Source organism: Pseudomonas piscis (assembly GCF_009380155.1).
GTDB lineage: Bacteria > Pseudomonadota > Gammaproteobacteria > Pseudomonadales > Pseudomonadaceae > Aquipseudomonas > Aquipseudomonas piscis.
Genome location: NZ_WHUV01000001.1, coordinates 1,237,033 through 1,261,804, shown reverse-complemented (window position 1 = coordinate 1,261,804; position 24,772 = coordinate 1,237,033). Strand labels below are relative to the sequence as shown.

At 65.4% G+C, this 24,772-nt stretch carries 29 protein-coding genes; 14 read left to right on the top strand and 15 right to left on the bottom strand.

Annotated elements, in window-relative coordinates; all coding sequences use genetic code 11:
• Positions 1 to 2: 2 nt before the first annotated feature.
• Positions 3 to 1,181, top strand: a complete 1,179-nt coding sequence (locus GDH07_RS06010) for a vWA domain-containing protein (protein WP_022642922.1) — start codon at positions 3 to 5, stop codon at positions 1,179 to 1,181.
• Positions 1,182 to 1,302: 121 nt separating this feature from the next.
• Here the strand turns inward: GDH07_RS06010 and GDH07_RS06005 are convergent, their stop codons facing one another.
• The 4 genes from GDH07_RS06005 to GDH07_RS05990 all read right to left on the bottom strand — a co-directional run bounded on the left by GDH07_RS06005 (position 1,303) and on the right by GDH07_RS05990 (position 5,021).
• A complete protein-coding gene (locus GDH07_RS06005; protein ID WP_022642921.1) occupies positions 1,303 to 2,220 on the bottom strand; it encodes a 5-oxoprolinase subunit C family protein in 918 nt (305 codons plus the stop codon).
• The gene (locus GDH07_RS06000) at positions 2,217 to 2,921 is read right to left on the bottom strand and encodes a 5-oxoprolinase subunit B family protein (protein ID WP_152896913.1); all 705 of its coding nucleotides are present in this window, start codon (positions 2,919 to 2,921) and stop codon (positions 2,217 to 2,219) included. Before GDH07_RS06000 ends, GDH07_RS06005 begins: the two co-directional genes overlap by 4 nt.
• Entirely contained in the window at positions 2,918 to 3,670 is a 753-nt protein-coding gene (locus GDH07_RS05995; protein WP_085596016.1) for a 5-oxoprolinase subunit PxpA, read from the bottom strand. The genes GDH07_RS06000 and GDH07_RS05995 overlap by 4 nt, the downstream gene beginning before the upstream one ends.
• A gap of 67 nt (positions 3,671 to 3,737) precedes the next feature.
• Positions 3,738 to 5,021 (bottom strand): MFS transporter, encoded by a 1,284-nt coding sequence (locus GDH07_RS05990; RefSeq protein ID WP_022642918.1) that lies wholly within the window; start codon positions 5,019 to 5,021, stop codon positions 3,738 to 3,740.
• Positions 5,022 to 5,154: 133 nt separating this feature from the next.
• On the opposite strand from GDH07_RS05990, the gene GDH07_RS05985 reads away from it, so the two are divergent.
• Positions 5,155 to 6,075, top strand: a complete 921-nt coding sequence (locus tag GDH07_RS05985) for a LysR family transcriptional regulator (RefSeq protein ID WP_152896912.1) — start codon at positions 5,155 to 5,157, stop codon at positions 6,073 to 6,075.
• 16 nt (positions 6,076 to 6,091) lie between these two features.
• On the opposite strand, the gene GDH07_RS05980 is transcribed toward GDH07_RS05985, so the two are convergent.
• From GDH07_RS05980 to GDH07_RS05970, 3 genes are read right to left on the bottom strand one after another with little or no spacing between them, the layout of a single operon-like run.
• Complete coding sequence (locus tag GDH07_RS05980) at positions 6,092 to 6,634, bottom strand: DUF2937 family protein (protein ID WP_152896911.1); 543 nt, start codon at positions 6,632 to 6,634, stop codon at positions 6,092 to 6,094.
• A 10-nt stretch (positions 6,635 to 6,644) separates the two neighbouring features.
• Positions 6,645 to 7,421, bottom strand: a complete 777-nt coding sequence (locus GDH07_RS05975; protein WP_152896910.1) for a class II glutamine amidotransferase — start codon at positions 7,419 to 7,421, stop codon at positions 6,645 to 6,647.
• A 33-nt stretch (positions 7,422 to 7,454) separates the two neighbouring features.
• Positions 7,455 to 7,931 (bottom strand): hypothetical protein, encoded by a 477-nt coding sequence (locus GDH07_RS05970; protein WP_022642915.1) that lies wholly within the window; start codon positions 7,929 to 7,931, stop codon positions 7,455 to 7,457.
• 109 nt (positions 7,932 to 8,040) lie between these two features.
• Here GDH07_RS05970 and GDH07_RS05965 point away from each other — a divergent pair, with 109 nt between their 5' ends.
• Together GDH07_RS05965 and GDH07_RS05960 are read left to right on the top strand one after the other, a co-directional pair.
• On the top strand, positions 8,041 to 10,095 hold the full coding sequence (locus GDH07_RS05965; RefSeq protein ID WP_103327023.1) for a S9 family peptidase: 2,055 nt from the start codon (positions 8,041 to 8,043) through the stop codon (positions 10,093 to 10,095).
• A gap of 80 nt (positions 10,096 to 10,175) precedes the next feature.
• Positions 10,176 to 10,649: a cyclic nucleotide-binding domain-containing protein gene (locus tag GDH07_RS05960; protein WP_152896909.1), complete on the top strand. Its 474-nt coding sequence runs from the start codon at positions 10,176 to 10,178 to the stop codon at positions 10,647 to 10,649.
• An 18-nt stretch (positions 10,650 to 10,667) separates the two neighbouring features.
• Here GDH07_RS05960 and GDH07_RS05955 read toward each other — a convergent pair whose 3' ends face one another.
• Positions 10,668 to 10,973: a hypothetical protein gene (locus tag GDH07_RS05955; RefSeq protein WP_053135259.1), complete on the bottom strand. Its 306-nt coding sequence runs from the start codon at positions 10,971 to 10,973 to the stop codon at positions 10,668 to 10,670.
• 75 nt (positions 10,974 to 11,048) lie between these two features.
• On the opposite strand from GDH07_RS05955, the gene GDH07_RS05950 reads away from it, so the two are divergent.
• From GDH07_RS05950 to GDH07_RS05935, 4 genes are all read left to right on the top strand, one after another.
• Positions 11,049 to 11,735: a spermidine synthase gene (locus GDH07_RS05950; RefSeq protein ID WP_085596022.1), complete on the top strand. Its 687-nt coding sequence runs from the start codon at positions 11,049 to 11,051 to the stop codon at positions 11,733 to 11,735.
• 49 nt (positions 11,736 to 11,784) lie between these two features.
• The gene (locus GDH07_RS05945) at positions 11,785 to 12,162 is read left to right on the top strand and encodes a YajD family HNH nuclease (protein ID WP_022642911.1); all 378 of its coding nucleotides are present in this window, start codon (positions 11,785 to 11,787) and stop codon (positions 12,160 to 12,162) included.
• 220 nt (positions 12,163 to 12,382) lie between these two features.
• Positions 12,383 to 12,850, top strand: a complete 468-nt coding sequence (locus GDH07_RS05940) for an RNA methyltransferase (protein ID WP_031321120.1) — start codon at positions 12,383 to 12,385, stop codon at positions 12,848 to 12,850.
• 83 nt (positions 12,851 to 12,933) lie between these two features.
• A complete protein-coding gene (locus tag GDH07_RS05935; protein WP_152896908.1) occupies positions 12,934 to 13,308 on the top strand; it encodes a YgaP family membrane protein in 375 nt (124 codons plus the stop codon).
• Positions 13,309 to 13,318: 10 nt separating this feature from the next.
• Here GDH07_RS05935 and GDH07_RS05930 read toward each other — a convergent pair whose 3' ends face one another.
• On the bottom strand, positions 13,319 to 14,554 hold the full coding sequence (locus tag GDH07_RS05930; protein ID WP_152896907.1) for a hypothetical protein: 1,236 nt from the start codon (positions 14,552 to 14,554) through the stop codon (positions 13,319 to 13,321).
• 77 nt (positions 14,555 to 14,631) lie between these two features.
• Positions 14,632 to 15,081, bottom strand: coding sequence for a YcgN family cysteine cluster protein (locus GDH07_RS05925; protein WP_022642907.1), 450 nt, complete (start codon positions 15,079 to 15,081; stop codon positions 14,632 to 14,634).
• Positions 15,082 to 15,351: 270 nt separating this feature from the next.
• Here GDH07_RS05925 and GDH07_RS05920 point away from each other — a divergent pair, with 270 nt between their 5' ends.
• Positions 15,352 to 15,945, top strand: coding sequence for a nitroreductase family protein (locus GDH07_RS05920; RefSeq protein ID WP_022642906.1), 594 nt, complete (start codon positions 15,352 to 15,354; stop codon positions 15,943 to 15,945).
• A 68-nt stretch (positions 15,946 to 16,013) separates the two neighbouring features.
• On the opposite strand, the gene GDH07_RS05915 is transcribed toward GDH07_RS05920, so the two are convergent.
• The 4 genes from GDH07_RS05915 to GDH07_RS05900 form a co-directional block, all read right to left on the bottom strand.
• A complete protein-coding gene (locus GDH07_RS05915) occupies positions 16,014 to 16,946 on the bottom strand; it encodes a D-2-hydroxyacid dehydrogenase (RefSeq protein WP_022642905.1) in 933 nt (310 codons plus the stop codon).
• A gap of 119 nt (positions 16,947 to 17,065) precedes the next feature.
• Positions 17,066 to 17,359: a YcgL domain-containing protein gene (locus tag GDH07_RS05910; RefSeq protein WP_031321118.1), complete on the bottom strand. Its 294-nt coding sequence runs from the start codon at positions 17,357 to 17,359 to the stop codon at positions 17,066 to 17,068.
• Complete coding sequence (rnd, locus tag GDH07_RS05905) at positions 17,356 to 18,489, bottom strand: ribonuclease D (protein WP_022642903.1); 1,134 nt, start codon at positions 18,487 to 18,489, stop codon at positions 17,356 to 17,358. The genes GDH07_RS05910 and rnd overlap by 4 nt, the downstream gene beginning before the upstream one ends.
• Before the next feature lie 122 nt (positions 18,490 to 18,611).
• Positions 18,612 to 19,268, bottom strand: a complete 657-nt coding sequence (locus GDH07_RS05900; RefSeq protein WP_022642902.1) for a class I SAM-dependent methyltransferase — start codon at positions 19,266 to 19,268, stop codon at positions 18,612 to 18,614.
• 174 nt (positions 19,269 to 19,442) lie between these two features.
• On the opposite strand from GDH07_RS05900, the gene GDH07_RS05895 reads away from it, so the two are divergent.
• Positions 19,443 to 20,225: a transporter substrate-binding domain-containing protein gene (locus GDH07_RS05895; protein ID WP_152896906.1), complete on the top strand. Its 783-nt coding sequence runs from the start codon at positions 19,443 to 19,445 to the stop codon at positions 20,223 to 20,225.
• Here GDH07_RS05895 and cynR read toward each other — a convergent pair.
• Positions 20,204 to 21,091 carry a transcriptional regulator CynR gene (gene cynR / locus GDH07_RS05890; RefSeq protein ID WP_103327014.1) on the bottom strand — a complete coding sequence of 296 codons (888 nt, stop codon included), beginning with the start codon at positions 21,089 to 21,091 and terminating at the stop codon, positions 20,204 to 20,206. The genes GDH07_RS05895 and cynR overlap by 22 nt on opposite strands.
• A gap of 108 nt (positions 21,092 to 21,199) precedes the next feature.
• Between cynR and GDH07_RS05885 the strand changes: the two genes are divergently transcribed.
• The 4 genes from GDH07_RS05885 to GDH07_RS05870 all read left to right on the top strand — a co-directional run bounded on the left by GDH07_RS05885 (position 21,200) and on the right by GDH07_RS05870 (position 24,659).
• Positions 21,200 to 21,859 carry a carbonic anhydrase gene (locus GDH07_RS05885; protein WP_152896905.1) on the top strand — a complete coding sequence of 220 codons (660 nt, stop codon included), beginning with the start codon at positions 21,200 to 21,202 and terminating at the stop codon, positions 21,857 to 21,859.
• 35 nt (positions 21,860 to 21,894) lie between these two features.
• Complete coding sequence (gene cynS / locus GDH07_RS05880; protein ID WP_022642898.1) at positions 21,895 to 22,365, top strand: cyanase; 471 nt, start codon at positions 21,895 to 21,897, stop codon at positions 22,363 to 22,365.
• Positions 22,366 to 22,522: 157 nt separating this feature from the next.
• The gene (locus tag GDH07_RS05875; RefSeq protein WP_053135274.1) at positions 22,523 to 23,707 is read left to right on the top strand and encodes a cyanate transporter; all 1,185 of its coding nucleotides are present in this window, start codon (positions 22,523 to 22,525) and stop codon (positions 23,705 to 23,707) included.
• 31 nt (positions 23,708 to 23,738) lie between these two features.
• Positions 23,739 to 24,659: a DMT family transporter gene (locus GDH07_RS05870; RefSeq protein ID WP_152896904.1), complete on the top strand. Its 921-nt coding sequence runs from the start codon at positions 23,739 to 23,741 to the stop codon at positions 24,657 to 24,659.
• Positions 24,660 to 24,772: the final 113 nt, after the last annotated feature.

The following is a 24,772-nucleotide window of genomic DNA, read 5'->3' as shown; positions in this document are numbered from 1 at the left end:
GCATGCTGCTCAACCTGTTCAATGAAATGCGCGCCGCCAAGGTACCGGTGTCGGTGCGCGAGCTGCTGGACCTGATCAACGCGCTCAAGCAGCGCGTGACCTTCGCCGACATGGACGAGTTCTACTACCTGGCCCGGGCGGTGCTGGTGAAGGACGAGCGCCACTTCGACAAGTTCGACCGGGCCTTCAGCGCCTATTTCAACGGCCTGGAGAAACTCGACGACCACCTGCAGGCACTGATCCCCGAGGACTGGCTGCGCAAGGAGTTCGAGCGTTCGCTCAGCGATGAGGAGCGGGCGCAGATCCAGTCCCTGGGCGGCCTGGACAAACTGATCGAAGAGTTCAAGAAGCGCCTGGAAGAACAGAAGGAACGCCACGCCGGCGGCAACAAGTGGATCGGCACCGGCGGCACCAGCCCCTTCGGCTCCGGCGGCTTCAACCCCGAGGGCATCCGCATCGGCGATGCCGGCAAGCGCCAGGGCAAGGCGGCCAAGGTCTGGGACCAGCGCGAATACAAGAACCTCGACGACTCGGTGGAACTGGGCACCCGCAACATCAAGGTGGCCCTGCGCCGGCTGCGCAAGTTCGCTCGCCAGGGCGCGGCCGAGGAGCTGGATATCGACGGCACCATCGACCACACGGCCCGGGATGCCGGCTTGTTGAACATCCAGATGCGTCCGGAGCGGCGCAACAGCGTCAAGCTGTTGTTGCTGTTCGACATCGGTGGCTCCATGGATGCCCACGTGAAGATCTGCGAGGAACTGTTCTCGGCCTGCAAGACCGAGTTCAAGCACTTGGAGTACTACTACTTCCACAACTTCATCTATGAGTCGGTGTGGAAGAACAACCTGCGCCGCGGTTCGGAACGGACTTCGACCCAGGACCTGCTGCACAAGTACGGCGCCGACTACAAGGTGATCTTCGTCGGCGACGCCGCCATGGCGCCCTATGAAATCACCCAGGCCGGCGGCAGCGTCGAGCACTGGAACGAAGAAGCCGGCTACGTGTGGATGCAGCGCTTCATGGAGAAGTACAAGAAGCTCATCTGGATCAACCCCTACCCGAAGGACACCTGGGGCTACACCGCGTCCACCAACATCGTGCGCGAGCTGATCGAGGACCAGATGTATCCGCTGACCCTGCGTGGCCTGGAGGAAGGCATGCGGTTTCTGTCCAAGTAGGCCGTCAAGCAAGGCCCTGCGGGCCTTTTCGCAGCCTCGCCATGGCTCGACAGCGGCTACAGATCAGTACCCTGTAGCCGCTGCCGCAGGCTGCGTACCGGCGCACAGCGGCCGCCAGCCATTACACAAAGCGGCGCAAGAACGCCAACTGCTGCCGATGCGCGGTCTCCTGCACCACCGGCGCCAGGCGCACCTTGCTGCCGGGCAGGCATTGCGCCAGCCGGGCCAGGGATAAGGGCGTCAATGCGCCCAGGCGCGGATAACCGCCGATGGTCTGCCGGTCGTTGAGCAAGATGATCGGCTGGCCATCCGGCGGCACCTGGACCGCCCCCAGGGCGATGCCTTCGGAAATCATCGGCTGGCCCTGGTACTCCAGCACCGGCCCCAACAACCTGGCGCCCATGCGGTCGGCCCGGCTGTCCAGGGTCCAGTCGCGGTTGAAGGCATCGAACAGGCTCAGGCCACTGAACTGGCCGACCTGGGCCCCGAGGATCAGTTCCAGCGGTGCAGCGCATTGCCAATCCGCCAGCTGTGCGGCCGACAAGCACTTGAGCGCACCACCGGTTCCGGAATACCCCAGCACCCCGCCCTCGCCCAACGCCCGCCCCTGCCCGTCAAGGCCACCCAGGGCCTCGCGCTGCACACTGGAACAACTGCCCAATACCTGCGGCGCGTCGAAACCGCCAGGGGCCGCAAGATAGGCCCGGGCCCCGGAATGCGGCTGGGTAAAGCGCAAGCGCTGGCCCTTCTGCAGGACGAAACTGCGCCCCGGGGTCAGCGGGCGCTCATCCACATAGGCCCCCAGGTCGGCCCCGGCCAACGCCAGCAGGCAGTAGTCCTCGGCCAGCAAGGTCAGGCCGCCGAGGGTGATCTCCAGCACCGGTGCGTCCAGGGCATTGTCCAGCAGCCAGTTGGCCCAGGACATCGACACCCAGTCCAGCGCCCCGCCCTGGGTCACGCCCAGGTGGCGCACACCGAACCGCCCGGCGTCCTGCAGCAGGCACAAGGGCGTGCTGGCCTCGATCGACAAACGGCTCATGCCGGCACCTCCAGCGGACTGTCGTCACCACCCAGGCGCAGGAACTCGGCCCGCTCCACTGCCGCGAAGCGCACCCGGTCTCCCGGCTGCAACAGGCTGTAGCCCTCGCGCTCGCGGTCGAACAAGCGGCTCGGGGTTCGCCCGATCAGGTTCCAGCCCCCCGGCGACACCGCCGGATAGGCCGCGGTCTGGCGTTCGGCGATGCCGACGCTGCCCGCCGCCACGCGCTTGCGCGGGGTATCGAGCCGGGGCGCCGCCAGTTCAGGCGTCACCAGGCCCATGAAGGCGAAACCGGGAGCGAAACCCAGGGCGAACACCCGATATTCGTACTGGCTGTGCCGGCGGATCACCTCGGCCACCGGCAAGCCGCTGCGCCGCGCCAGCAGCGCCAGTTCCGGCCCGACGCTGGGGTCGTACCATACCGGCAACACATGCTCGCGCCCGCCTCCGGCATCCAGCGGAACCAGGCCCGCCAGAGCCGCATCGATCAGCTCGCGGGCCTGGGCCGGGTCCAGGCTGCGCAGGTCGTAGTGCACCATCAGCGTGGTATACGACGGCACCAGATCGATCAAACCCACGCCGAAGCCCTGGCGCAGGCGCTCGGCGGCGGCCAGCATCCAGGGCATGTGGTCTTCGGCGATCCCATCGAACAGGCGCACCATCAGGCAATCGATGGCCGCCACCTCCACCCGGTAGTTCATGAGTCGGACTGCTGGTTCAGGGCCTCGCGGATGCGCTGCACCGCCGCCACCGAGCTGGCGTTGTCACCGTGCACGCATAGGGTATTGGCCTGCAGGAGCAAGGCACTGCCATCGCTGGCCACCAGCGGTTCGCCACGGGCGATGGCCAGGGCTTGGCGGACTATGGTGTCCGAGTCGTGGTGCACCGAGCCCGGCACTTGGCGCGAGACCAGGTGCCCGGCGCTGTCGTAGGCGCGGTCGGCGAAGGCCTCGAACCACAGGGTCACGCCGTGCTCATCGCCCAGGGCCTGGGCCGCGCGGTTGTCGCGGGTGGCCATGAGCATCAGCGGCAATTGCCGGTCGTAGGCGGCCACGGCCTGGATTACCGCGCGCAGCTGGGCTGGGTTGGCCATCATGTCGTTGTACATGGCGCCGTGGGGCTTGATGTAGCTGACACGAGTGCCTTGCGCCCGGCAGATGCCATCGAGGGCGCCGACCTGGTAATGCAGCAGATCCTGGATCTCCGTGGCGGAATAGCTCATGGACCGGCGCCCGAAACCCGCCAGGTCCTGGTAGGCCGGGTGGGCGCCGATACGCACGCCATTGGCCAGGGCCAGGGTCACGGTCTTGCGCATGATGCCCGGATCGCCGGCATGGAAACCGCAGGCGATGTTGGCGCAATCGATGAAGGGCATGACCTCGGCATCCAGGCCCATGGTCCAGTTGCCGAAGCTTTCGCCGATGTCGCAGTTCAATAACAGGCGGCTCATGGTCGGTGCTCCTGTGTTTTTATAAGTGCCGGCCACGGGGCCGGGTGCAGTATCCGCAGGTTATCAGCTAGCGCGCCTCGAGTTCCTTGCCACGGGTCTCCGGCAGGCTCAGGGCGGCCAGCACCACCACGCCATAGGACACCGCGGCGAAGGTACCGATGGCCACGCCCAGGGGCACATGCTGGCTGAGCAGGCCGATCAACAGCGGGAACAGGGCCGCCACCGCGCGCCCGCTGTTGTAGCAGAAGCCTTGCCCGGAACCACGGATACGGGTGGGGAACAACTCGGTGAGGAAGGCCCCCATGCCGCTGAAGATGCCCGAAGCGAAGAACCCCAGGGGAAAGCCCAGCCAGAGCATCGCCTCGTTGCTCACCGACATCTGGGTGTAAAGCAGGACGATGGCGAAGGAGCCGGCGGCGAACAGCACGAAGTTCTTCTTGCGCCCCAGAATATCGGTCAGGTAGGCGCTGATCACATAACCCACATAGGATCCGAAGATCACCATGGCCAGGTAGCCGCCGGTGCTGAGCACACTCAGGCCGCGCTCGGTCTTGAGGAAGGTGGGCAGCCAGAAGGTGATGGCGTAGTAGCCGCCCTGGGCTCCGGCCGCCAGCAGCGAGGCACGCAGCGTGGTGCTGAGAATCCCCGGGGCGAAGATCTCGTAGAAGCGCGGCGGATTGCTCGGCGCTTCCTTGGCCCGGGTCTCCCGGTAGACCTCGGGGTCCTTGACCAGGCGCCGGACGAAGATCACGAAGATCGCCGGCAGGATGCCGAGGATGAACAGACCGCGCCAGGCATCTTCCGGCGGTAGCAGGGAAAACAACAGTGCATAGAGCAACGCCGTCAGGCCCCAGCCCAATGCCCAGCCGGACTGCACCATGCCCACGGCCTTGCCACGGTTCTTGGCGCGGATCACTTCGCCGATCAGCACCGCACCGGCGGTCCATTCGCCACCGAAACCGAAGCCCATCAGGGTCCGGGCCACCAGAAGCTGTTCATAGTTCTGGGCCAGGCCACAAATGAAGGTGAAGAAGGCGAACCACAAGACGGTGAGCTGCAGGGTCCGGACCCGGCCGATGCGGTCGGACAGGATCCCGGCGATCCAGCCGCCCAGGGCCGAGGCGAGCAAGGTGCTGGTATGGATCAGGCCGGCTTCGGCCGAAGTGATGCCCCACAGGGCGATCAGGGTCGGGATCACGAAGCTGAGCATCTGGGTGTCCATGCCATCCAGGCCGTAGCCGATCTTGCAGCTCCAGAACGCCCGGCGTTCCTGCTGATTGATGTCGCGATACCAGTCGAACGGGCCGACGCGATGCGGGGCCTTGGCGGCCTGTGGTTCGGGCGCACTCATGGCGATCTCCAGGATTATTGGTGTTGTTCTGGACCACGACGACGCATATCGTGGGTCGGCGCATTTTTCGACTCGGGCAGCGCCCACGTCCAACTAATAAAAGCCGCTCCAAGGCATAAGAAAAGTTGATCCCATGAATCTCAAGTTCCTCGAAACCTTCGTCTGGGTCGCACGGCTGAAGAACTTCAGTCTGACCGCGGAAAAGCTCTGCACCACCCAGGCCGCGGTTTCCAGCCGCATCGCCGTGCTCGAGGACGAGCTGGGGGTCAAGCTGTTCCGGCGCGATTCGCGGGGCGTCAGCCTGACCCCCGAAGGCCTCAAGGTGCTGGAACATGCCGAGCAGATGCTCGATACCCTGCAGGTGCTGAAGCAGTCGATCGAAGCGCCCTCAAGCAAGGTCGGACGGCTGCGCATCGGAGTCATGGATACAGTGATCCACACCTGGCTCAGCCCCCTGGTGGCACAGCTGATGGATCACTATCCCCAGGTGGAAATCGAGCTGGTGGCCGACACCTCGCTGAACCTGTGCGAGCAGTTGCAAAAAGGCTTTCTCGACCTGGTGCTGCAAACCGACCTGCTGCGCCAGGAAAGCATCCGCAGCCTGGAACTGGCCAGCTATCCGGTGTGCTGGGTCGCCGCCAGCAACTCGATCTACAACCGCCACTACGGCTCGCTGGTGGAGCTGGCCCGGGAGCGGATCGTCACCTACTCGAAGAACTCCTTGCCCCACCAGCAGATCCTGAGCCTGATGCAGGCCAGCGGTGTACTGGCACCGCGCCTGAACTGCGTCAATTCGGTATCGGCCATCACTCGGCTGCTGCGTGACGGCTTCGGCATCGGCGCCTTGCCGCCGGTCCTGGTGCGCGAGGAACTGGCCCATGGCGAGCTGACGCTGCTGGACATCGAGCAGCGCCCGCCGAACCTGCAGGTGGTGGTGTCGTGGCGAGTGGGGGTGGAACTGGTGGAAGACATCGTGCAGCTGTGCCAGCGCGTGGTACAGCGCTACGCCCAGCAGGTCGGCCAGGAGCACCTGCTCCTGGCGCCGTCCCCGTAGGCGCTGCGACGCGGGCTCAGAGGCCCTTGAGGTCGCGCTCTTCGATAGGCCGGCTCTGGCGCTGGCGGCGACCGCCGAGAACGACCCAGTCGATCAGCCGATACAGGCACTCCAGGCCGAAGGACAGCAACATGGCGCCGCCCATGGCCCAGGACATCGCCTCCGGGGTCAACAGGATCTGGTAGCTGTAGCCATCCCAGGTTTCCTGGCGGATCGCCGGGTCGGCCGCCAGTACCACTTGCAGCAAGCGGATGTACCAGGGGCCTTGCATCGCCTGGTACTGCTTGTCCAGGGCCAGCTGGCGGCCGAGCAAGGCGCTCAGGCTCTGGGCATCGCTACGAAACACCGGGTCGTCGCTGGCCCGGTAATGGGCCACCAGGGCGTTCAGGTCGCCCTTGAAGAACTGCTGCGCCGTGGCCTGGAAGCCCTGCAGGCTGTTCTGCGACTCGATCAGGTGGGCTTCGACACGCTTGGCGTAATCGTTGATGAAACCCGGCACCTGCACACCGATCAACAGACCGGCGGCGAACAGCACCAGACGCAGATAACTGAGCAACATAGGGATGTCCTTATTCGGTCTGGCCCTGGCTGACGCATTCGCCGCGCCGCCACAGGCTCCACTGTCCCGGCTGGTAGCGGGTCCAGGTTTCGTTTTCGGTCAAGGGTTCGGTGGCGATCACCGTGACCACGTCGTTGGGGGTGGTCTCGGCCTGGAAGTCGACGATCACGTCGACGTCCTTCAAGCGAGCCGGGCCGAACGGTGCGCGCCGGGTGATCTGCGCCAACTTGGTGGAGCAGAAGCAGAACAGCCAGTCACCATCGCTGAGCAGGGCATTGAACACGCCCTTGCCGCGGTACTCGCCGCACGCCTGGATCAGTATCGGCAGCAATCGCTCGATCTCCACCGGCTCGGGAAAAGCCGTGCGGACCCGGTTGAGCAGGTCGCAGAATGCCGCCTCGCTGTCAGTGTCGCCCACGGCCCGGTAGAAACCGGCCTCGGGGTGGAAATCCGCCAGTTGGCCGTTGTGCGCAAAGCACCAGTTGCGGCCCCACAGCTCGCGGACGAAAGGATGGGTATTGGCCAGGCAGACCTTGCCGACGTTGGCCTGGCGGATGTGGCCGATCACCACTTCGCTCTTGATCGGGTAGCGCTGCACCAGGTTGGCCACTTCCGATTCGCTGCTCGCGGCCGGATCCTGGAACAGGCGCAGGCCGCGGCCCTCGTAGAAGGCGATGCCCCAGCCGTCGCGGTGGGGGCCGGTCCGGCCGCCACGCTGCATCAGCCCGGTGAAGCTGAAGACGATATCGGTCGGTACATTGGCGCTCATGCCCAACAATTCACACATGCTCGGACTCTCGCTGCAGTGCCGGAAACGGGGTTACAGGCGTGGCTCGACCCGCGCGCCACCCACGGACGGGCGGCCGTAGCGGTCGTTGCCGGCGCTGCCAAAGGGCTGGTCATCTTCGACCTCGGCGGCCTTGGCCGCGGCTTTCGCCGCTTCGTTGCGCTGCCGGCGCTCCCGGGCGGCGCGTTCGATGGGCCAGCGGATCAGCACGAACAGCAGGTACACGCCGAAGGCGATCATGCCGTACATGAACAGGTCGGATACCGCGCGCCAGGCGTTGTTGCCCACCTTGAAGGCGACGTCCAGGGCGGTGATGGCCACGGCTGGAGCGAGCTTGTCCTTGACCGGGTCGATGATGGTCGGGCTGAACAGCAGCACCGCCACCAGCACGCGCAGCGGCTCGCGCAACCAGCGCCACATCCAGCGGGTCAGGCGCATCCACACCAGCAGGCAGCCCAAGGCGGCGAAGGCGTAGCACCCCCAGGCGATCAGATAGTCGTTCTCGGTCATGGTGTCCGTGGCAAGGCAGGCAAAGAGGCGCTTATGATAACGACTTTTCCCGTGTCAGGCTGCACCGCCGTCTGCCAAGCCCTCATTTGTCATCGTCCGAGAGCCTCCCATGCCCCTACCCGCCCATGACACCAACGCCCCGATCGCCCACAAGGCCGATGGCGCTGACCCGTATGCCTGGCTGCAGGAGCGCGACACCGACGCGGTGCTCGACTACCTGAAGGCGGAGAACAGCTACCAGGAACAGCAACTTGCCCGCCAGGCGCCCCTGCGCGAAGCGCTGTTCCAGGAGATCAAGGGACGGATCCTCGAGACCGACCTGTCCCTGCCCTCGCCCTGGGGACCGTACCTGTATTACACCCGCACCACCGCCGGCGACGAGTATCCACGCCACTACCGCTGCCCACGCCCGGCGGACGACAGCCTGGCGGTGGACGAAAGCCGTGAGCAGCTGCTGCTGGACCCGAACGTCCTGGCCAACGGCGGATTCTTCGCCCTGGGTGCGTTCAGCATCAGCCCCGACCACCAGCGCCTGGCCTACAGCCTCGACACCAGCGGCGAGGAAATCTACAGCCTGTTCGTCAAGGAACTGGCCAACGACCAGGTCAGCGAACTGCCATTCGAGCAATGCGACGGCAGCATGACCTGGGCCAACGACAGCCAGACCCTGTTCTTCGGCGAGCTGGACGAGACCCATCGCCCGCACAAGCTGTTGCGCTACCGCCTGGGCGACAGCGCCGCTGAGCAGGTATTCCACGAACCCGACGGGCGCTTTTTCCTGCATTGCTACCGCGCCAGTTCCGAACGCCAGTTGCTGCTATCCATGGGCAGCAAGACCACCAGCGAAACCTGGGTCCTGGACGCCGATCAGCCGCACCTGCCGTTCACCTGCGTCGCGCCGCGCACCGAAGACCATGAATACGATGTCGACCACGGCCTGCTCGATGGCCAGTGGACCTGGTTCATCCGCAGCAACCGCGATGGCATCAACTTCGCCCTCTACCAGGCGCAGGACACCGGCGGCGTCCCCACCCAGGACACCTGGCAACTGCTGGTGCCGCACGATCCCGAAGTGATGCTCGACGGCGTGACCCTCAATGCCGGGGCCATGACCCTGAGCCTGCGTGAAGGTGGCCTGCCGATCATCGAAGTGCGCCCCCAAGGCCTGCCCGGCTACCGCGTGCAATTGCCGGATGCAGCCTACAGCCTGCATGTGCAGAACAGCCTGGAGTTCGGCAGCGAGCGTATCCGCCTGCGCTACGAAGCCCTCAACCGCCCGGCCCAGATACGCCAGCTGCAACTGGCCGACGGCCAGCAGCAAGTCCTCAAGCAGACTCCGGTGCTGGGCGAGTTCGATGCCGACGCCTACGTCAGCCAGCGCTTGTGGGCCACCGCCGCCGATGGCACCCAGGTGCCCATCAGCCTGGTGATCAAGCGCGAGTACCTGGGCCAGCCCACGCCCCTCTACCTGTACGGCTACGGTGCCTATGGCGCAAGCCTCGACCCCTGGTTCTCCCATGCCCGCCTGAGCTTGCTCGATCGCGGCGTGGCCTTCGCCATCGCCCACGTGCGCGGTGGCGGCGAACTGGGCGAAGCCTGGTACCGCGCCGGCAAGCAGGAGCACAAGCAGAACACCTTCGACGACTTCATCGCCTGTGCCGAGCACCTGGTCGCCCAGGGCCTGACCACCTCCGGCCAACTGGCCATCAGCGGCGGCAGTGCCGGCGGCCTGTTGATCGGCGCGGTGCTCAACCAGCGCCCCGAGCTGTTCCAGGTGGCCATTGCCGAAGTGCCGTTCGTCGACGTGCTCAACACCATGCTCGACCCGGAACTGCCGCTGACCGTCACCGAGTACGACGAATGGGGCAACCCCGAGGAGCCGCAGGTGCATGCCCGGCTCAAGGCCTACGCCCCCTATGAGAACGTCCGGGCCCAGGCGTACCCGGCCACCCTGGTGATCGCCGGCTACAACGACAGCCGCGTGCAGTACTGGGAAGCGGCCAAGTGGGTGGCCAGGCTGCGCGCCACCAAGACCGACGACAACCTGCTGTTGCTCAAGACCGAACTGGGCGCCGGCCATGGCGGCATGAGCGGGCGCTACCAGGGATTGCGTGACGTAGCCCTCGAATATGCCTTTGTCCTGAACATTCTGGGCCTGGGCTGAGGAACTCCCGGCGGCGCTCCTGTCTTAACCCAGGACCGCCGCCGATCCGGGCCCGAGCCACAGACACAAGAAAAAGACCCATGTCCGAACCCACTCTCCTGAACAATGAAATCCGCGACTGGCTGATGGACTGCGGCCTGTTCGACCAGTTGCTGCCCGCCGACTTCAACGCCGCCGCCGGCTACTTCAGCATCAACAGCATCGCCCAGGGCGATGTGATCTTTCATGAGGGCGATGCCGGCAGCTTCATGTGCATCATCCACAGTGGCCAGGTGGCGGTGCAGAAGCGCGGCCATGATGGCCAGCTCGTCAGCGTCGCTACCCTGCGCAGCGGGCGCGCCTTTGGCGAAATGGCGGTGCTCGATGGCGAGCGGCGCTCGGCCACTTGCGTGGCCGCCAGTGATTGCCAACTGCTCAACCTGGGCAAGGACTCCCTGGAGAAGATGCTCAACGACGCGCCGAAGATCGCCGCCAAGATCATCCGCGCCCTGGCCGTGTCGCTGTCCAGGCGCCTGCGCATGGCCGACGGCCAGTTGCTCGCGCAGCAGATCTGAACCACGAAACCCGGGGACCTAGTGCCCGCTCTTGCTGTCGTTCTGTTCCAGCCCTGGCAGGGTCTGGTCCTTGGGCGGCTTGGGCATGTCGATGGGTGGCAGCAACGGCGCGCTGCCACTGCTGCCGGCTTTCGGCGTGCTGGGCGGGGTCACTTGCGGATAGGGGGTCGGTGTGGCGGTTCCCGGCGTCCCCAGGGTCGGCGTCGGCGTGACCACCGGGGCGCTTTGCGGCTCGTCGGCCAAAGCCGGGCCAGCACTGAGCGCCAGGGTAGCGGTGAGGGCGAGCGCCGCTTGGGCGATCACCGTTAGAATAGTGCGCTTCATCAATGGCTCCATTGCTATTGTCTGGCGTCAGGCTACTCCCAACCGGGGCGTTTTGCCTTCCTCAATGAGATCTCCATGAAACGTTTCGTACTGCTGGACACTACTGCGATTCCTGAAAACGGCGGTGCCTTGTGCCTGTTCGAATACGGTGAGGATTTCGTCATCAAGATCCAGGGCGGCGACGGTGGCCAATTGATGAACACGCGCATGCACGGCTCCGAAGATGCCCTGGCACAGATCCCTTGCAGCAAGGTCGCCGGACGCCCTGATTCGCGAGTGCTGATCGGCGGCCTGGGCATGGGTTTCACCCTGGCCGCGGCTCTCAAGCACCTGGGCAAGAGCGCCGAAGTGGTGGTCGCCGAACTGGTGCCCGGGGTGGTGGAATGGAACCGTGGCCCGCTCGGCGAAAAGTCCGGCCGGCCGCTGCTGGACCCACGCACGGTGATCCGCCTGGAGGACGTGGCCAAGGTCCTGCAGGCCGAGCCCCAGGGTTTCGACGCGATCATGCTAGACGTCGACAACGGTCCCGAAGGCTTGACCCAGAAAGCCAACAGCTGGCTCTACTCCAGCGCCGGCCTGGCTGCCTGCGCCCGAGCCCTGCGGCCCAAGGGCATTCTTGCGGTGTGGTCGGCCAGCGCCGACCGGCAGTTCTCCGAGCGCCTGCGCAAGGCCGGCTTCAAGGCCGAGGAAGTACAGGTCTTCGCCCATGGCAATCGCGGCACCCGGCACACCATCTGGATTGCCGAGAAGCTCAAGGCCTGAGCTAAACTTTGTCCATTACCGTCATTAGTCCTTCTACAAAGGTGAACCCATGAGTTCGTCCACTCCTTCGTCCAACACGTCCAAGCTGGATCGTATCCTTGCCGATGCCCAGCGCGATCGGGAAATGGGCTATCGCGACAAGGCGTTGAAAATGTACCCGCACGTCTGTGGTCGCTGCGCCCGGGAATTCTCCGGCAAGCGCCTGAGCGAGCTGACCGTGCACCACCGCGACCACAACCACGACAACAACCCCCAGGACGGTTCCAACTGGGAGCTATTGTGCCTGTACTGCCATGACAACGAGCACTCGCGCTACACCGACCAGCAGTACTTCGGCGAAGGCTCCCTGAGCACGCCGAAGATCGCCAAGGCGACCCACAACCCCTTCGCTGCCCTGGCCGGACTGATGAACAAAGACCCGGAGTAAGCGCCGGCGGCCGGGCACCTTGTGGCGAGGGAGCTTGCTCCCGTTCGACTGCAAGGCAGCCGTAAAGCCTATGTCCCCGGCCGGCCTGCTACACCGCATCGACCGCTGCCTGGCGTGCTGCGCACGCCAGCGCGAGCAAGCTCCCTCGCCACAACAAGCCCCCCCGGCCCTGGGACAATCCCCGTATAATCGCGCTTTTTTTCTCCAAGGCTCCCCGCTCGTGGCAAACAAAAGGTACAGCTGCATCGGTTTGTATAACCCCAAGTCGCCGGAGAACGTCGGTTCGGTGATGCGCGCCGCCGGCTGCTATGGCGTCGCCTCGGTGTTCTACACCGGCAAGCGCTATGAGCGTGCCCGCGACTTCGTCACCGATACCAAGAAGGTCCACCAGGACATTCCGCTGATCGGCATCGACGACCTGAAGAAGATCCTTCCCCTGGGCTGCATCCCGGTCGCGGTAGAACTTGTTGAGGGCGCTCGCCCGTTGCCCGAGTACACCCACCCGGACCGCGCCCTGTACATCTTCGGCCCGGAAGACGGCTCCCTGGACAAGGAGATCCGCGACTGGTGCGAAGACGTGATCTACATCCCCACCAACGGCTGCATGAACCTCGCGGCGACGGTCAACGTGGTGCTCTACGATCGCCTGGCCAAGGGCAACAACACCCGCTCCGGCCCCAAGTTCTGAATCATCTGCGCCCAATCTCCGGGAACCGGCAAGGTCCCGGTGCAGTCAGCCCTATATCCCCCACCTCCCCAAGGAGACTGATCATGAGCGAGCGCAAACAGCTGCAATCCATCGAGTCGACCCCGTTCCAGAGCCATCCACAGCAGAACGTCCAGGGCTGGGAACGCATCGGCTCGCTGGCCGGCGGCGTGGTGATGATGGGCAAGGGCCTGCGCCGGGGTGGCGTGTTCGGCCTGGTGCAGATGGCGATCGGCGGCGTGGCCCTGGCCCGCGGCATCACCGGACACAGCTCGGCCAAGAGCCTGCTGGAAAAGAGCCGCCGGGACATGCAGGACGTGCGAAGCAGGATCGAGCGCGCCGGGGCGCAGTTGCGCGATCTCAAGGCCAACGCCGATGTCGCGGAACGCACCGCCAAGACGGTCGAGGAAGCGGCCAAGGCGCCCGAAGCCAAGGCCTGAAGCGGGCGACTCAGCGCAGCAGCGGGCTGTCCAGCACCTGGGACGACCCGCCCAGCACGCTCTCGCCCAGCTGGATGAACTCAGCGGTAGTGACGCGCTCCAGGCGCATCGCCCCTTGCAGCACATCGTCCAGCGAGCGCTTGTTGCGGGTCTTCAGGCGAATCTCCCGGTCCAGTTCCTGTAACAGCAGCACGGCCCGGGCCACGGTCGCTGCATTCACTTGCTCGCCGCGCAAACTGCTGACGCCCTGGCCGTCCCGCACCAGGCGCTTGTGCAGTACCTGGTAGCGCTCGTCGCTGATGCCACCGGCCCGGCGCAGCAGCTCGATGGCGTAGTACTCGGCCAGGCCTTCGCTGATCCAGTCGCTGTGCTGGCTATCGTTGATGCGTCCCAAGGATTGCACCAACTCGCGCAGCAACGGACTGGCACCGCTCTCGCTGACCAGCGGCAGGCGGCTATGCAGGTACAACGAATCGCGACCGGCGAGGCTGCCCCGCCACATCGGATCGGCGGCGCCGACGATCAGCAGCTTGCCCGGCTGGCGTGGAAACACCGCTTGCACCTGGGGCCAGACGAAGGTCAGCAGGGTCAAAACATCCATGCGCCGCATCCCCTGGCCCAGGGGCGACACCACGCTGACTTCCGTAGCGCCCAGGCGGGTGCGGCGGCTGCCCAGGTTACCGGCGAGCATCCAGCCGGCGGGGCGATCGAACAGGCGTTCGGGGTTATCGATGCGAAAGCGGTGCTTGCCGATACGTGGCCAGGCGGTCTCGACGCTCTTCCAGCCGCTGGGCAGTTCGAAGTCCAGGCGCGCCACCAGCTCGACGCCATCTTGCTGGTCGAGCCGGGCCGGCGGCACCAGCGTCTCGCCGCGCAACAAGGCCCAGTTGGCGGTGCTGCGGCTGTCGTAGCTGCCCTTCTTCGGGCTGTGGCTCAGGCGTACCCGATAGCTCAGGCTGGCCTTGCCGCCGGCCGGGCGCCAGGTGCCACGTCGGCCACCCGCCTCGGTGGTGGCGGCCTGCCATTGGCCATCGGCCTTGAAGTCGCTGTAGTCGCCGTCCTTGCCCAGGTCGAAGTCCAGGCTGCGCAGCGCCGCGCCGTCAGCCAGGGTCAGGCGCACTTCAGCCTGGTCGCCCTGGGACAGGAACCGCACGTGATAATCCAGATCGACCTTCTTCGCCGCGACAGCCGCTGCGCTCAATCCCAGCAGCACCCAGGCCAGCGCCAGCTTCGCCCCCACCCTCATACACACTCCTTGCTTGAGATCCTGTCTGCGAGCCGTGCACCCAGCCCATGCGGCCTTGAAAAGGCGGCCGGGCAAGCTCAGCCCGCGCGGAAAATCAGATGGTCTTCCCAATCATCTTCCGCAACGCTGCCCTCGGCGAGCATGCGTCCGGATTGGGAAATCCGCTCGTGGTGCACCGCATCGCGATCGCCGCACACCAGGTGATGCCAGAGCGGCAGGTCCTTGCCTTCGCTTACCAGGCGGTAGCCGCAGGTGGGCGGCAGCCACTTGAACTCGTCGGCCTTGCCCGGGGTCAGCTGGATGCAGTCGGGCACCGACTCGCGGCGGTTGGGGTAGTCGGTGCACTGGCAGGTCTTGAGGTCCAGCAGCTTGCAGGCGATACGCGTGTAGTAGACGCTGTTGTCGTCCTCATCCTCGAGCTTTTGCAGGCAGCACAGGCCGCAGCCATCGCACAACGACTCCCATTCCTCCTGGTCGAGTTGTTCGAGGGTCTTGCGTATCCAGAAAGGTTCGACTTTGGCGGCCATGGCTCAAGCATCAGTATCCGAGGGTGAAAAGGCCGCCAGTCTAGTGCCGAAGGCCCGGCGGGCCAAGCATTGGCGACTGTCGGTAGCCCGGAGCTTGCCAGCCGCCAATGGGCACAGTAGCTTTGCTTTCCGAACCGACCCTCGCCCCGGATGCCATCCACGCTCACCGCGTTGTATCCGGCGCACCCCACGGGGTCAGGAAAGCCTCTGCGCCCAGCCAACTGCGCCTGCCGGTTATTCCATTTTCCCAACGTTGTATGGAGTCTTTGCATGAGCGCCAATCCTCGCGTTGCCGACCACGCCATCCACCCGCAATTCACCGAGCGCTGGTCGCCACGAGCCTTCACCGCAGAAACCATCCCTGAGAAAACCCTGTTGAGCTTCTTCGAAGCCGCACGCTGGGCGCCTTCGGCCTACAACTCGCAACCCTGGCGCTTTCTCTATGCCCGGCGAGACACGCCGAACTGGGAGCGCTTCCTGGGCCTGCTCAACGAGTTCAACCGCGGCTGGGCACAACACGCCTCGGCGCTGGTGATCGTGATTTCCAAGACCACCTTCGCCGCCCCTGGCGCCAGCGAGGAAACCCCGGCCCTGTGGCACACCTTCGACACCGGATCGGCCTGGGGCCACCTGGCGCTGCAGGCCAGCCTCAGTGGCTGGCACACCCACGGCATGGCTGGTTTCGACCAGGAACTGACCCGCAAGGAGCTGAAGATTCCCGATGGCTATGCGCTGCACGCCGCCGTCGCGGTGGGCAAGCTGGGCGACAAGTCGACCCTGGCCGAGTACCTGCAGGCCCGCGAAGTACCGAGCCCGCGTCGCCCGCTGAGCGAAACCGTATCCGAAGGCGACTTCAACCTCTAAAGCCTCAAGCCTCAAGCCTCAAGCCTCAAGCCTCAAGCTTGGAGCTTGGAGCTTGCCACTCCGGCGTCCTAGTAGCCCCGGGCGAAGTCCACTTCGCCGCGCAGGGGCTGCTTGGCCTGGTAGGCCCGCAGGTTTTCCACGAACAGTTGCACCATCAGCTCCGGCGAGGTGGGGGCGGAACTGTGGCCGGTGAGCAGCAAGCCCCAGGCGGTCCAGAACGGATGCCGCTGTGGCAGCGGTTCCTGGCGACAGACATCGATCACCGCGCCCGCCAGGTGGCCATCCTTTAGAGCCTGCACCAGGTCCGCGTCGACCACCGAGACCCCGCGGCCGACGTTGATGAACAGCCCGGTGGACTTGAACTGCTTGAACAGCGCCGCGTCGTACAGGTCGTGGGTGCTCGGGGTGTTGGGCAGCAGGTTGACCACATAATCCACCTCCCCCACCAAGCGTCCCAGGTCCTCCAGGCCGGCCACTTCGACGAAGGGCGCCTGCTCCCGGGGCCGGCTGGCGATGCCATACAGCTTGACCCCGAACGGCACCAGGAACTGCGCCACGCTCTGGCCGATATCGCCAGTCCCGACGATCAGTACCTTGCGCCCCACCAGGCTCTGGCCCAGGCGGTTGTCCCACTTGCGTTCCACCTGGCTGACCAGCCGCGCCAGCACTTCACGCTCATGGCCCAGGATGTAGGTCAGCACGTACTCGGCCATCACCTGGCCAAAGATCCCCACCGCCCGGGTCAGCCGGTAATGCCGGGGCAAGCCGTCGGCCAGCAGCGGCGTGATGCCGGCCCAGGTCGATTGCAACCACTGGGGCTTGTGCCCCTGGCGCAGCAGGGTCGCCAGCAGGTCCGGCTGGCCCAGCCATACCGGGCAGTCCACCGCCAGGCGAGCCAGCTCGGCGGAATCGCCGCTGGTCAGCACATCCAGGTCCGGGGCCGCCTGACGCAACAGGCGGGCATAAACAGCGTGATCGTGTTCGGCAATCAGAACGCGCATGGTTCAAACCTTAAAAAACGGTACAGGCCACCGCCGACGGAGTATCGCTCCATCGTTCCAGGCGGCGGCCAGGTCAGTCAGGTGCACAGGGAAAGCGCCCGGGATCGAGCGCCTAGGAGTCAGACCGGATCATTGCGGCGCAGCAGCTCTTCGGGCAAGTGCTCGATGTACTCGTCTTCCGCCGGTGGCATCTGCAGGTGATATCCCTGCTTGTCGAGGTTCTCCAGCACCTTCTGGATGTCTTCCCGGGCCAGCTGGCGCTCCGGGGTCAATACCAGGTCGAAGGCATGCTGCGGCTTGCCGAAAGCCGCCAGCAGGGTTTCCGGCACACGCTCCAGTGCTTCGCTCTTGAGCACATAGAGGTACATCTCGTTCTTGCGCGGACTTCTGTAGATGGAGCAGATACGTTTCAAGGCTGTTCTCCGGCGGTGGCCAGGCTATCCAGCAGCGCCTGGCCCATCAATTCGCGGCGCCAGCCACGCAGCGAATCGGGCAATTGGTAGGGTCCGCTGGGGAAGCCGCTCTTGAGCAGGCTCTCCAGGGTTTTCTTGCGCAGCATCAGCTCCGGGGCGATGCCCAGGCGCTCGGCTTCGGCCTGGCCCACGGCCTTGAGGCGCTTGAGCAGGGCCGAGGCTTCGATCGGCAATGGCTCGGGCAGGGCCGGCGGCCAGTGCTCCGGGCCCAGCTTGGCGCTGCGCTTGATCAGGTCGAGAAGGAACTCGCCATCCTGGCGCACGGTGCGCGGATGCATGTCTTCGATCTTGGCCAGCGCCGACAGGGTATCGGGCTGGGTCCTGGCCAGGGGCCAGAGCGCATGCTCACGCACGATACGGTTGCGTGGCAGGTCACGGGCGCGGGCTTCCCGCTCGCGCCAGGCACACAGCTCGCGCAATACCGCCAGTTGGGCGCGGGACAGCTTCCAGGCCAGCTTGGCATCGCGGTAGACCTCGTTGGGGTCCACCTCGCGGCGCAGGTTGGCCACCAGTTCGGCGCCGTCCTCGAGCACCCAGCGATACTTGTCCTCGGACAGCTTCGGACGCAGTTGGCTGAACACCTGGGCCAGGTGCACGGCATCCTCGGCGGCGTAGCTGACCTGGGTTTCCGACAGCGGGCGCTGCAGCCAATCGGAGCGGGTCTCGCCCTTGGGCAATTCGATGCCCAGGACTTCCTGCACCAGGCGCGAGTAGCCCATGGAGAACCCCAGGTTCAGGTAGGCGGCCGCCAGTTGCGTATCGAACAACGGCGCGGGCAGGCTGCCGGTCAGGCGCAACAGGACTTCCAGGTCCTCGCTGCAAGCATGCACCACCTTGACCACCGCCGGGTTCTCCAGCAATTCGGCCAGGGGTTGCCAGTTGTCGATGGTCAAAGGGTCAATCAGGTAGGCGCGCTGCCCATCGCCTACCTGCAACAGGCCGGCGATGGGGTAGAAAGTGTCGACCCGCATGAATTCGGTGTCGAGGGCGACGAAGGGCAATTGCTGCCATTCGGCGCAAAGCTGACCGAGGCTATCGTTGTCGCGAATCCAGTGAATATCGATGGCCACACGGCTCTCCCTTGAAGAATGGCGCGCAGTATATATCGCCCCCGGCGATTTCCGAGCATTGACCCGATAAGAGCAAGCGTGAAATCTGCTGCCGGAGAGCAAGAATAGTCCGAGAGCCGGGACTAACCCTGTTTTCTCAGCACGTAGACCCGTGAAGGTGCGCAACCAGGCAGCAAGTCCTGGTGGCTGAGGATCTCGAATCCAGCCTCGGCGAACTCTTTTTCCAGCTGCGCCTTGTCGGTCACTGGCAGGCCCGTTTGCACCGCTGGCCGCCAGGCCTTGAGGAAGAATTCGACCCGGGCGGCGACGATCACCGAGTCACGGCTGACCCGGTGGAATTCGCGCAGCAGGGCCAGGCGATCTTCGCCATGGAGGATGTGCGCGAACAACTGCATGCAGATGATGCTGTCCACCGCGTTGGCCGACAGCCCGATATCGAACGCCGAGCTGTGGAAGGTCTTGACCCGCTTCATCAGGCCGGCCGGATGATGGGTCTGGGCATGATTCAGCATGTCCTGGGATGGATCCGCCGCGAGGATCACCCGGTTGCCATGCTCGGCCAGCAACGGCCAGTAGCGCCCGGCACCGCAGGCCACGTCGAGGATCAGCCCCGGTTCGCCGGCGACCTTCAGCGCATGGCGTACCAGGTGCGCCATGCGCCACAACCCGAGGCGCGCGCCCATCCCGGTAGGACGAGGTTCACGGCAGACGCGCGCGTGCTCCTGGTCGTAGCGCCGAGCGAACTCCAGCTCGATGGACGGTGGGGGGTGGGACGACATGACGGGTGAGCTCTGGTGGTGATCCTGGGCCACAGGTTAACCAGCCATTCGTGAAAAAAAGGTCGAAACCCGGTCAAACCGCCATTGGCCGCAGTTGTGCGCCGGGTTCCGGGCCCTTGCCCGGCCCGACATGGCTCCTGCACTATGCCCTGCCGCCATTCAAGGAACGACTCGATGCTCCCGCGCCTTCTGCTCAGTACCCTGTTGGGCCTCGCGGCCCCCGCCCTCTGCCTGGCCCAGGAGCCGACCTCACGCCTGGACCAGGTGCTGGAAAGCGGCCACCTGACGGTCTGCACCACCGGCGACTACAAGCCCTACAGCTACCTGCGCGACGACGGGCACTACGAGGGCATCGACATCAGCCTCGCCGAGTCCCTGGCCCAGAGCCTCGGGGTCCGGGTGAAGTGGGTCAACACCACCTGGAAGGGCCTGATGGCGGACTTCCAGAGCCAGCAGTGCGACATCGCCGTCGGCGGCGTCTCGGTGTCCCTGGAGCGCCAGAAGAAGGCCTTCTTCAGCCAGCCCCTGGGCGTCGACGGCAAGATCCCCCTGGTGCGCTGCCAGGATCTCAAGCGCTACCAGACGGTGGAACAGATCAACCAGCCCTCGGTGCGCCTGATCGAACCCCCGGGAGGCACCAACGAGGTCTTCGCCCGCACGCGCCTGCCCAACGCCAACCTGACCCTGTTCGCCGACAACGTGAACATCTTCGACCAGTTGCTCAACCACCAGGCCGACGTGATGATCACCGATGCCTCGGAGGCGCGCTTCCAGCAGCGGCGCAAGCCGGGGCTGTGTGCGGTCAACCCCGAGCATGCCCTGCAGTACAGCGAGAAGGCCTTCCTCCTGCCCCGGGACGATGTGGCCTGGAAGAGCTACGTCGACCAGTGGCTGCACCTGAGCAAGGCCACCGGCGCCTACGACCAGGTGGTCAATCAGTGGTTGGCGGCGCCGTAATCCTGCTCCAGCAACTGCCGGAAGGCCTGGCAAGCCGCACTGCGATAGGCACCCCGGCGCCCCAGTAGCACCACGCTGCGCGGCGCCAGGGGTGAGGCCAGGGCCAGCGCGCGCAAGCCTGGTTGTTCCCGGGCTATGGCACTGGGCAACAACGTCACCAACTGCCCGCGACGCACGATCTCCACCAGCGCACTGACCGAATTGGCCTCGATGGCAATGCATGGCGCAATGCCCTGCTGGCGACAATACAGGTCGATATGGCGGCGGGTGGCGAAGTCGCCACTGAGCAACGCCAGCGATTGACGCCCCAGCGCTGCGGCATCCAGCGGCTCTTGCTCCCGGGCCTGGTACTGCGGGCCGACCACCAGGCTCAGGGTCTCGCTGAACAGATCCTGGGGCTCGATTTCCGCCAGGTGTTCGCCGGCAAAGGCAATGCCCAGGTCCAGGCGATCTTCGGCCAGGGCCGCCTCCAGGCGATCCTGGGTCATTTCCTCGATGCTCAGGCGGATGCCCGGATAGCACTGGTTGAAGCGGCTGAGCAAAGGCCCGGCCAGGTAGGCGGTGAAGGTCGGGGTCAGGGCCAGGCGCAACGAGCCACGGCTCAGGTCCTGTACGTCATGCATGGCCCGCCGGGCGGCTTCCAGGTCCTGCAGGGCACGCCGGGCATAGGCGACATAGGCCTGGCCAGCGTCGGTCAGGCGCACGCTGCGCCCGGAACGATCGAACAAGGGCGCCCCCAGGGACTCCTCCAGTTGCTTGACCTGTTGCGACAAGGTCGGCTGCGACACGTGCAGCGCCTCAGCGGCGCGGGTGAAGTTGCTGTGCTCGGCAACGGCCAGCAGGTAACGGATATGACGCAAGAGCATGACGGCTCCAACTATAGGCATGACTTATGGAAAGCATAATAAACCGGTCTTGGACGCTATAGCTGAAAACTCCCATCCTTGCCCCATCAGCGACGCAAGGAGACCCCCATGCAGCACATCATCGACGGCTTCCTCAAGTTCCAGCGCGAAGCCTTCCCCCAGCGCAGCGAACTGTTCAAGCAACTGGCCAGCACCCAGAGCCCCGGCACGCTGTTCGTCACGTGCTCCGACAGCCGGGTGGTACCGGAACTGCTGACCCAGCAGGAGCCCGGCGACCTGTTCGTGATCCGCAACGCCGGCAACATCGTGCCCAGCTACGGCCCCGAGCCCGGCGGCGTATCAGCCACGGTGGAATACGCGGTGGCGGTACTGGGGGTGAGCGATATCGTCATCTGCGGCCACTCCGATTGTGGCGCCATGACCGCCCTCTCCACCTGCAAATGCCTGGATCACCTGCCAGCCGTGGCCAACTGGCTGCGCCACGCCGAATCGGCCCGGGTGATCAACGCCGCGCGGCGCCATGCCTCGCCCGCCGAACACCTGGACGCCCTGGTACAGGACAACGTCATCGCCCAGTTGGCTAACCTGAAGACGCACCCCTCGGTGGCCCTGGCCCTGGAACAGGGCCGGCTGAACCTGCATGGCTGGGTCTACGACATCGAGAGCGGCGCCATCGCCGCCCTCGACGGCCCTACCCGGCGCTTCGTCTCCCTGGCCGAGCACCCGCATACCTGCGCCTTGGCCAGCCGCCCTTCGACCGCTGCCTGAGCAGCAACCTTCACTCACCCAAGAGGAATCCACCCATGCTGCAATCCCAATTTGCCCAAGCCCCACGCCTGGCCCTGGCCGACACCATCATCGACGCCAAGGCGCGCAAGAACCTGTCCTGGCAGGACCTCACCGACGGCACCGGCCTGAGCCTGGCCTTCGTCACCGCCGCCCTGCTGGGCCAGCACGCCCTGCCGGCCACCGCAGCCGACCTGGTGTGCGACAAACTGGGCCTGGATCAGGACGCCAGCCGCCTGCTGCAGAGCATTCCCTCGCGCGGCAGCATCCCTGGTGGCATCCCCACCGACCCGACCGTGTACCGCTTCTATGAAATGCTCCAGGTCTACGGCTCGACCCTCAAGGCCCTGGTCCACGAGCAGTTCGGCGACGGCATCATCAGCGCCATCAACTTCAAGCTGGACATCAAGAAGGTCGAGGACCCCGAAGGCGGCTCCCGCGCGGTGATCACCCTGGATGGCAAGTACCTGCCGACCAAGCCGTTCTAAGAGCAGCGGCAAGCCTCAAGCCTCAAGCGCATGCTTGCGGCTTGGAGCTTTCCGCTTAAGTCTTATTTAGTTTTTAAATAGTGCGGCAAACTTTCTGATTTGCCCCCGGCACGCACGGCACCGCCTAATCAGCCCACTGCTTATTGAAGGTCTGGTTATGGAAAGCGTTCGTGCAACCTCCCGCCCCGCACTCTGGCTGATGGTCAGCGTGGTCCTGGTGGCACTCAACCTGCGGCCGTCGATGGCCGCCGTCGGCCCGTTGCTCTCGGGCATTCGTGGCGATATTCCCTTGAGTTTCAGCCTGGCCTCGCTGCTGACCATGCTGCCGGTCATGGCCATGGGCCTGGCGATGTTCTTCGGCATGGACATCGCCCGGCGCCTGGGCGAACACCGCACCGTGGTCTTGTCGTTGCTGATCATCGGCCTGGCCACGGCCTCGCGATTGTTCATGGATTCGGCGGCGCAGCTGATCCTCAGCGCCGTGCTGGCCGGTATCGGCATCGCCCTGATCCAGGCGCTGATGCCGGCGCTGATCAAGTCGCGCTTCGCCGACAATGTCTCGCTGTTCATGGGCCTGTATGTCACCTCGATCATGGGCGGCGCGGCCATCGCCGCCTCCTTCGCCCCCCTGGTGATGAACCAGAGCGGCAGCTGGCGCCTGGCCCTGGCGATCTGGGCCGCCCTGGCCTTGCTGGCCCTGGTGTTCTGGTATGCCCAGCGACGCTCCCTGCCCAGCCTGCCGGGCGCCAGCGGTGGCCGCGAGTCGTTCGCCGGTAATCGCCGAGCCTGGTTGCTGGCGGTGTTCTTCGGTCTCGGCACCGCCTCCTACACCTGCGTGCTGGCCTGGCTCGCGCCCTACTACGTGGAGAACGGCTGGAGCGAACAGAGCGCCGGCCTGCTGCTGGGCTTGCTCACTGCCATGGAGGTGATCTCCGGGCTCATCACCCCAGCCATCGCCAACCGCAGCCAGGATCGGCGCCTGGTCCTGGTGGCGCTGTTGCTGCTGGTCATCGCCGGCTTCTGCGGGCTGATCCTCAGCCCACGGCACCTGAGCCTGCTCTGGCCGTGCCTGCTGGGCCTGGGTATCGGCGGGTTGTTCCCCATGAGCCTGATCGTGTCCCTGGACCATCTGCACGACCCGCGCCGCGCCGGCGGCCTGACGGCCTTCGTGCAAGGCATCGGCTACCTGATCGCCGGGCTGTCGCCACTGCTGGCGGGCCTGATCCGCGACCAGCTGGGCAGCTTCGAATGGGCCTGGTGGTCGCTGACCGCAGTGATGCTGCTGATGATCTTCATGGTGCTGCGCTTCGACCCCCGGCACTACGCCAGGCACATTCGTTGAGCCGCCTTGTACCCCGGCCCGGGAGGCCTGCATGAACCCTGTGAACTTCACCCAGGCCAACCTCGGCATGCTGCTCTGGGCGGCGCTGATCGCCGCCTCGTTCTTCGCCGCCGCCCAGGTCGGCCAAGCCATCGACCCGGTACTGCTGACCGCCTTGCGCTTGCTGTTCTCGGCGCTGCTGTTCGTACCCCTGCTGTGGTTCAAGGGCTTCTGCGTGCCGAACCTCTCCGGGCTGGCGGCCCACGGTGTGCTGGGCCTGTTGCTGGCGCTGTACTTCGGTTCGCTGTTCGAGGCGCTGCGCTACACCTCGGCGGTCAATACCGGGACTCTGTACACCCTGGTACCGCTGCTGACCCTGTTGTTCGAAGGCTGGCTGCTGCCCGGCGACAGCCGCAAGCGTAGGCTGCTGCCGATGCTGACGGCCGCTGCTGGCGCGCTGCTGCTGATCCTCAAGGGGGGCGCGCCAGGCCAATGGCCCTCGTGGTACGCCGTGGGGGTCTACGCCCTGGGTTGTCTGGCCATGGCCGCCTACCCGCCCCTGAGCCAGAGCTTCAAGGCCCGGTCCCTGCAAGGCCGGAGCCCGGCGGCCATGACCTTCTGGAACATGCTGTTCGGCTCGCTGTTCCTGTTCATCGCTTGCCTGGCCAGCGGCGGCTGGCGCAGCGCGGCATTGCTCACCGGCCACGACCTGGCGTGGCTGCTGTACCTGGCGCTGTTCGCCACCCTGGCGACCTTCTGGCTGCTGCACCGGGCCATCGGCGTCATCGCCCCTTCCACGGTGATTTCCTATGTCTATCTCAGCACCCTGTTCCTGACCCTGTTCCATTGGTCATGGCTGGGCCAGGCACCGCGCCTCGGGGAAATGATCGGCGCCCTGCTGGTGGCGCTGGGCATGTTCGGCCTGGTGCGCAGCAGTCGCCCGCAGCCAGCCATGGCGGCAAATCCCCCCTGAATACGGGACAGTTTCGCGGGCCTGAATGACCAAGTCGTATTATCGGAAATTTATGTCCCGATGCTGTCCGCGATTCCCCACCCCGGGCATTTAACTAGGACGATCGTTCCGCT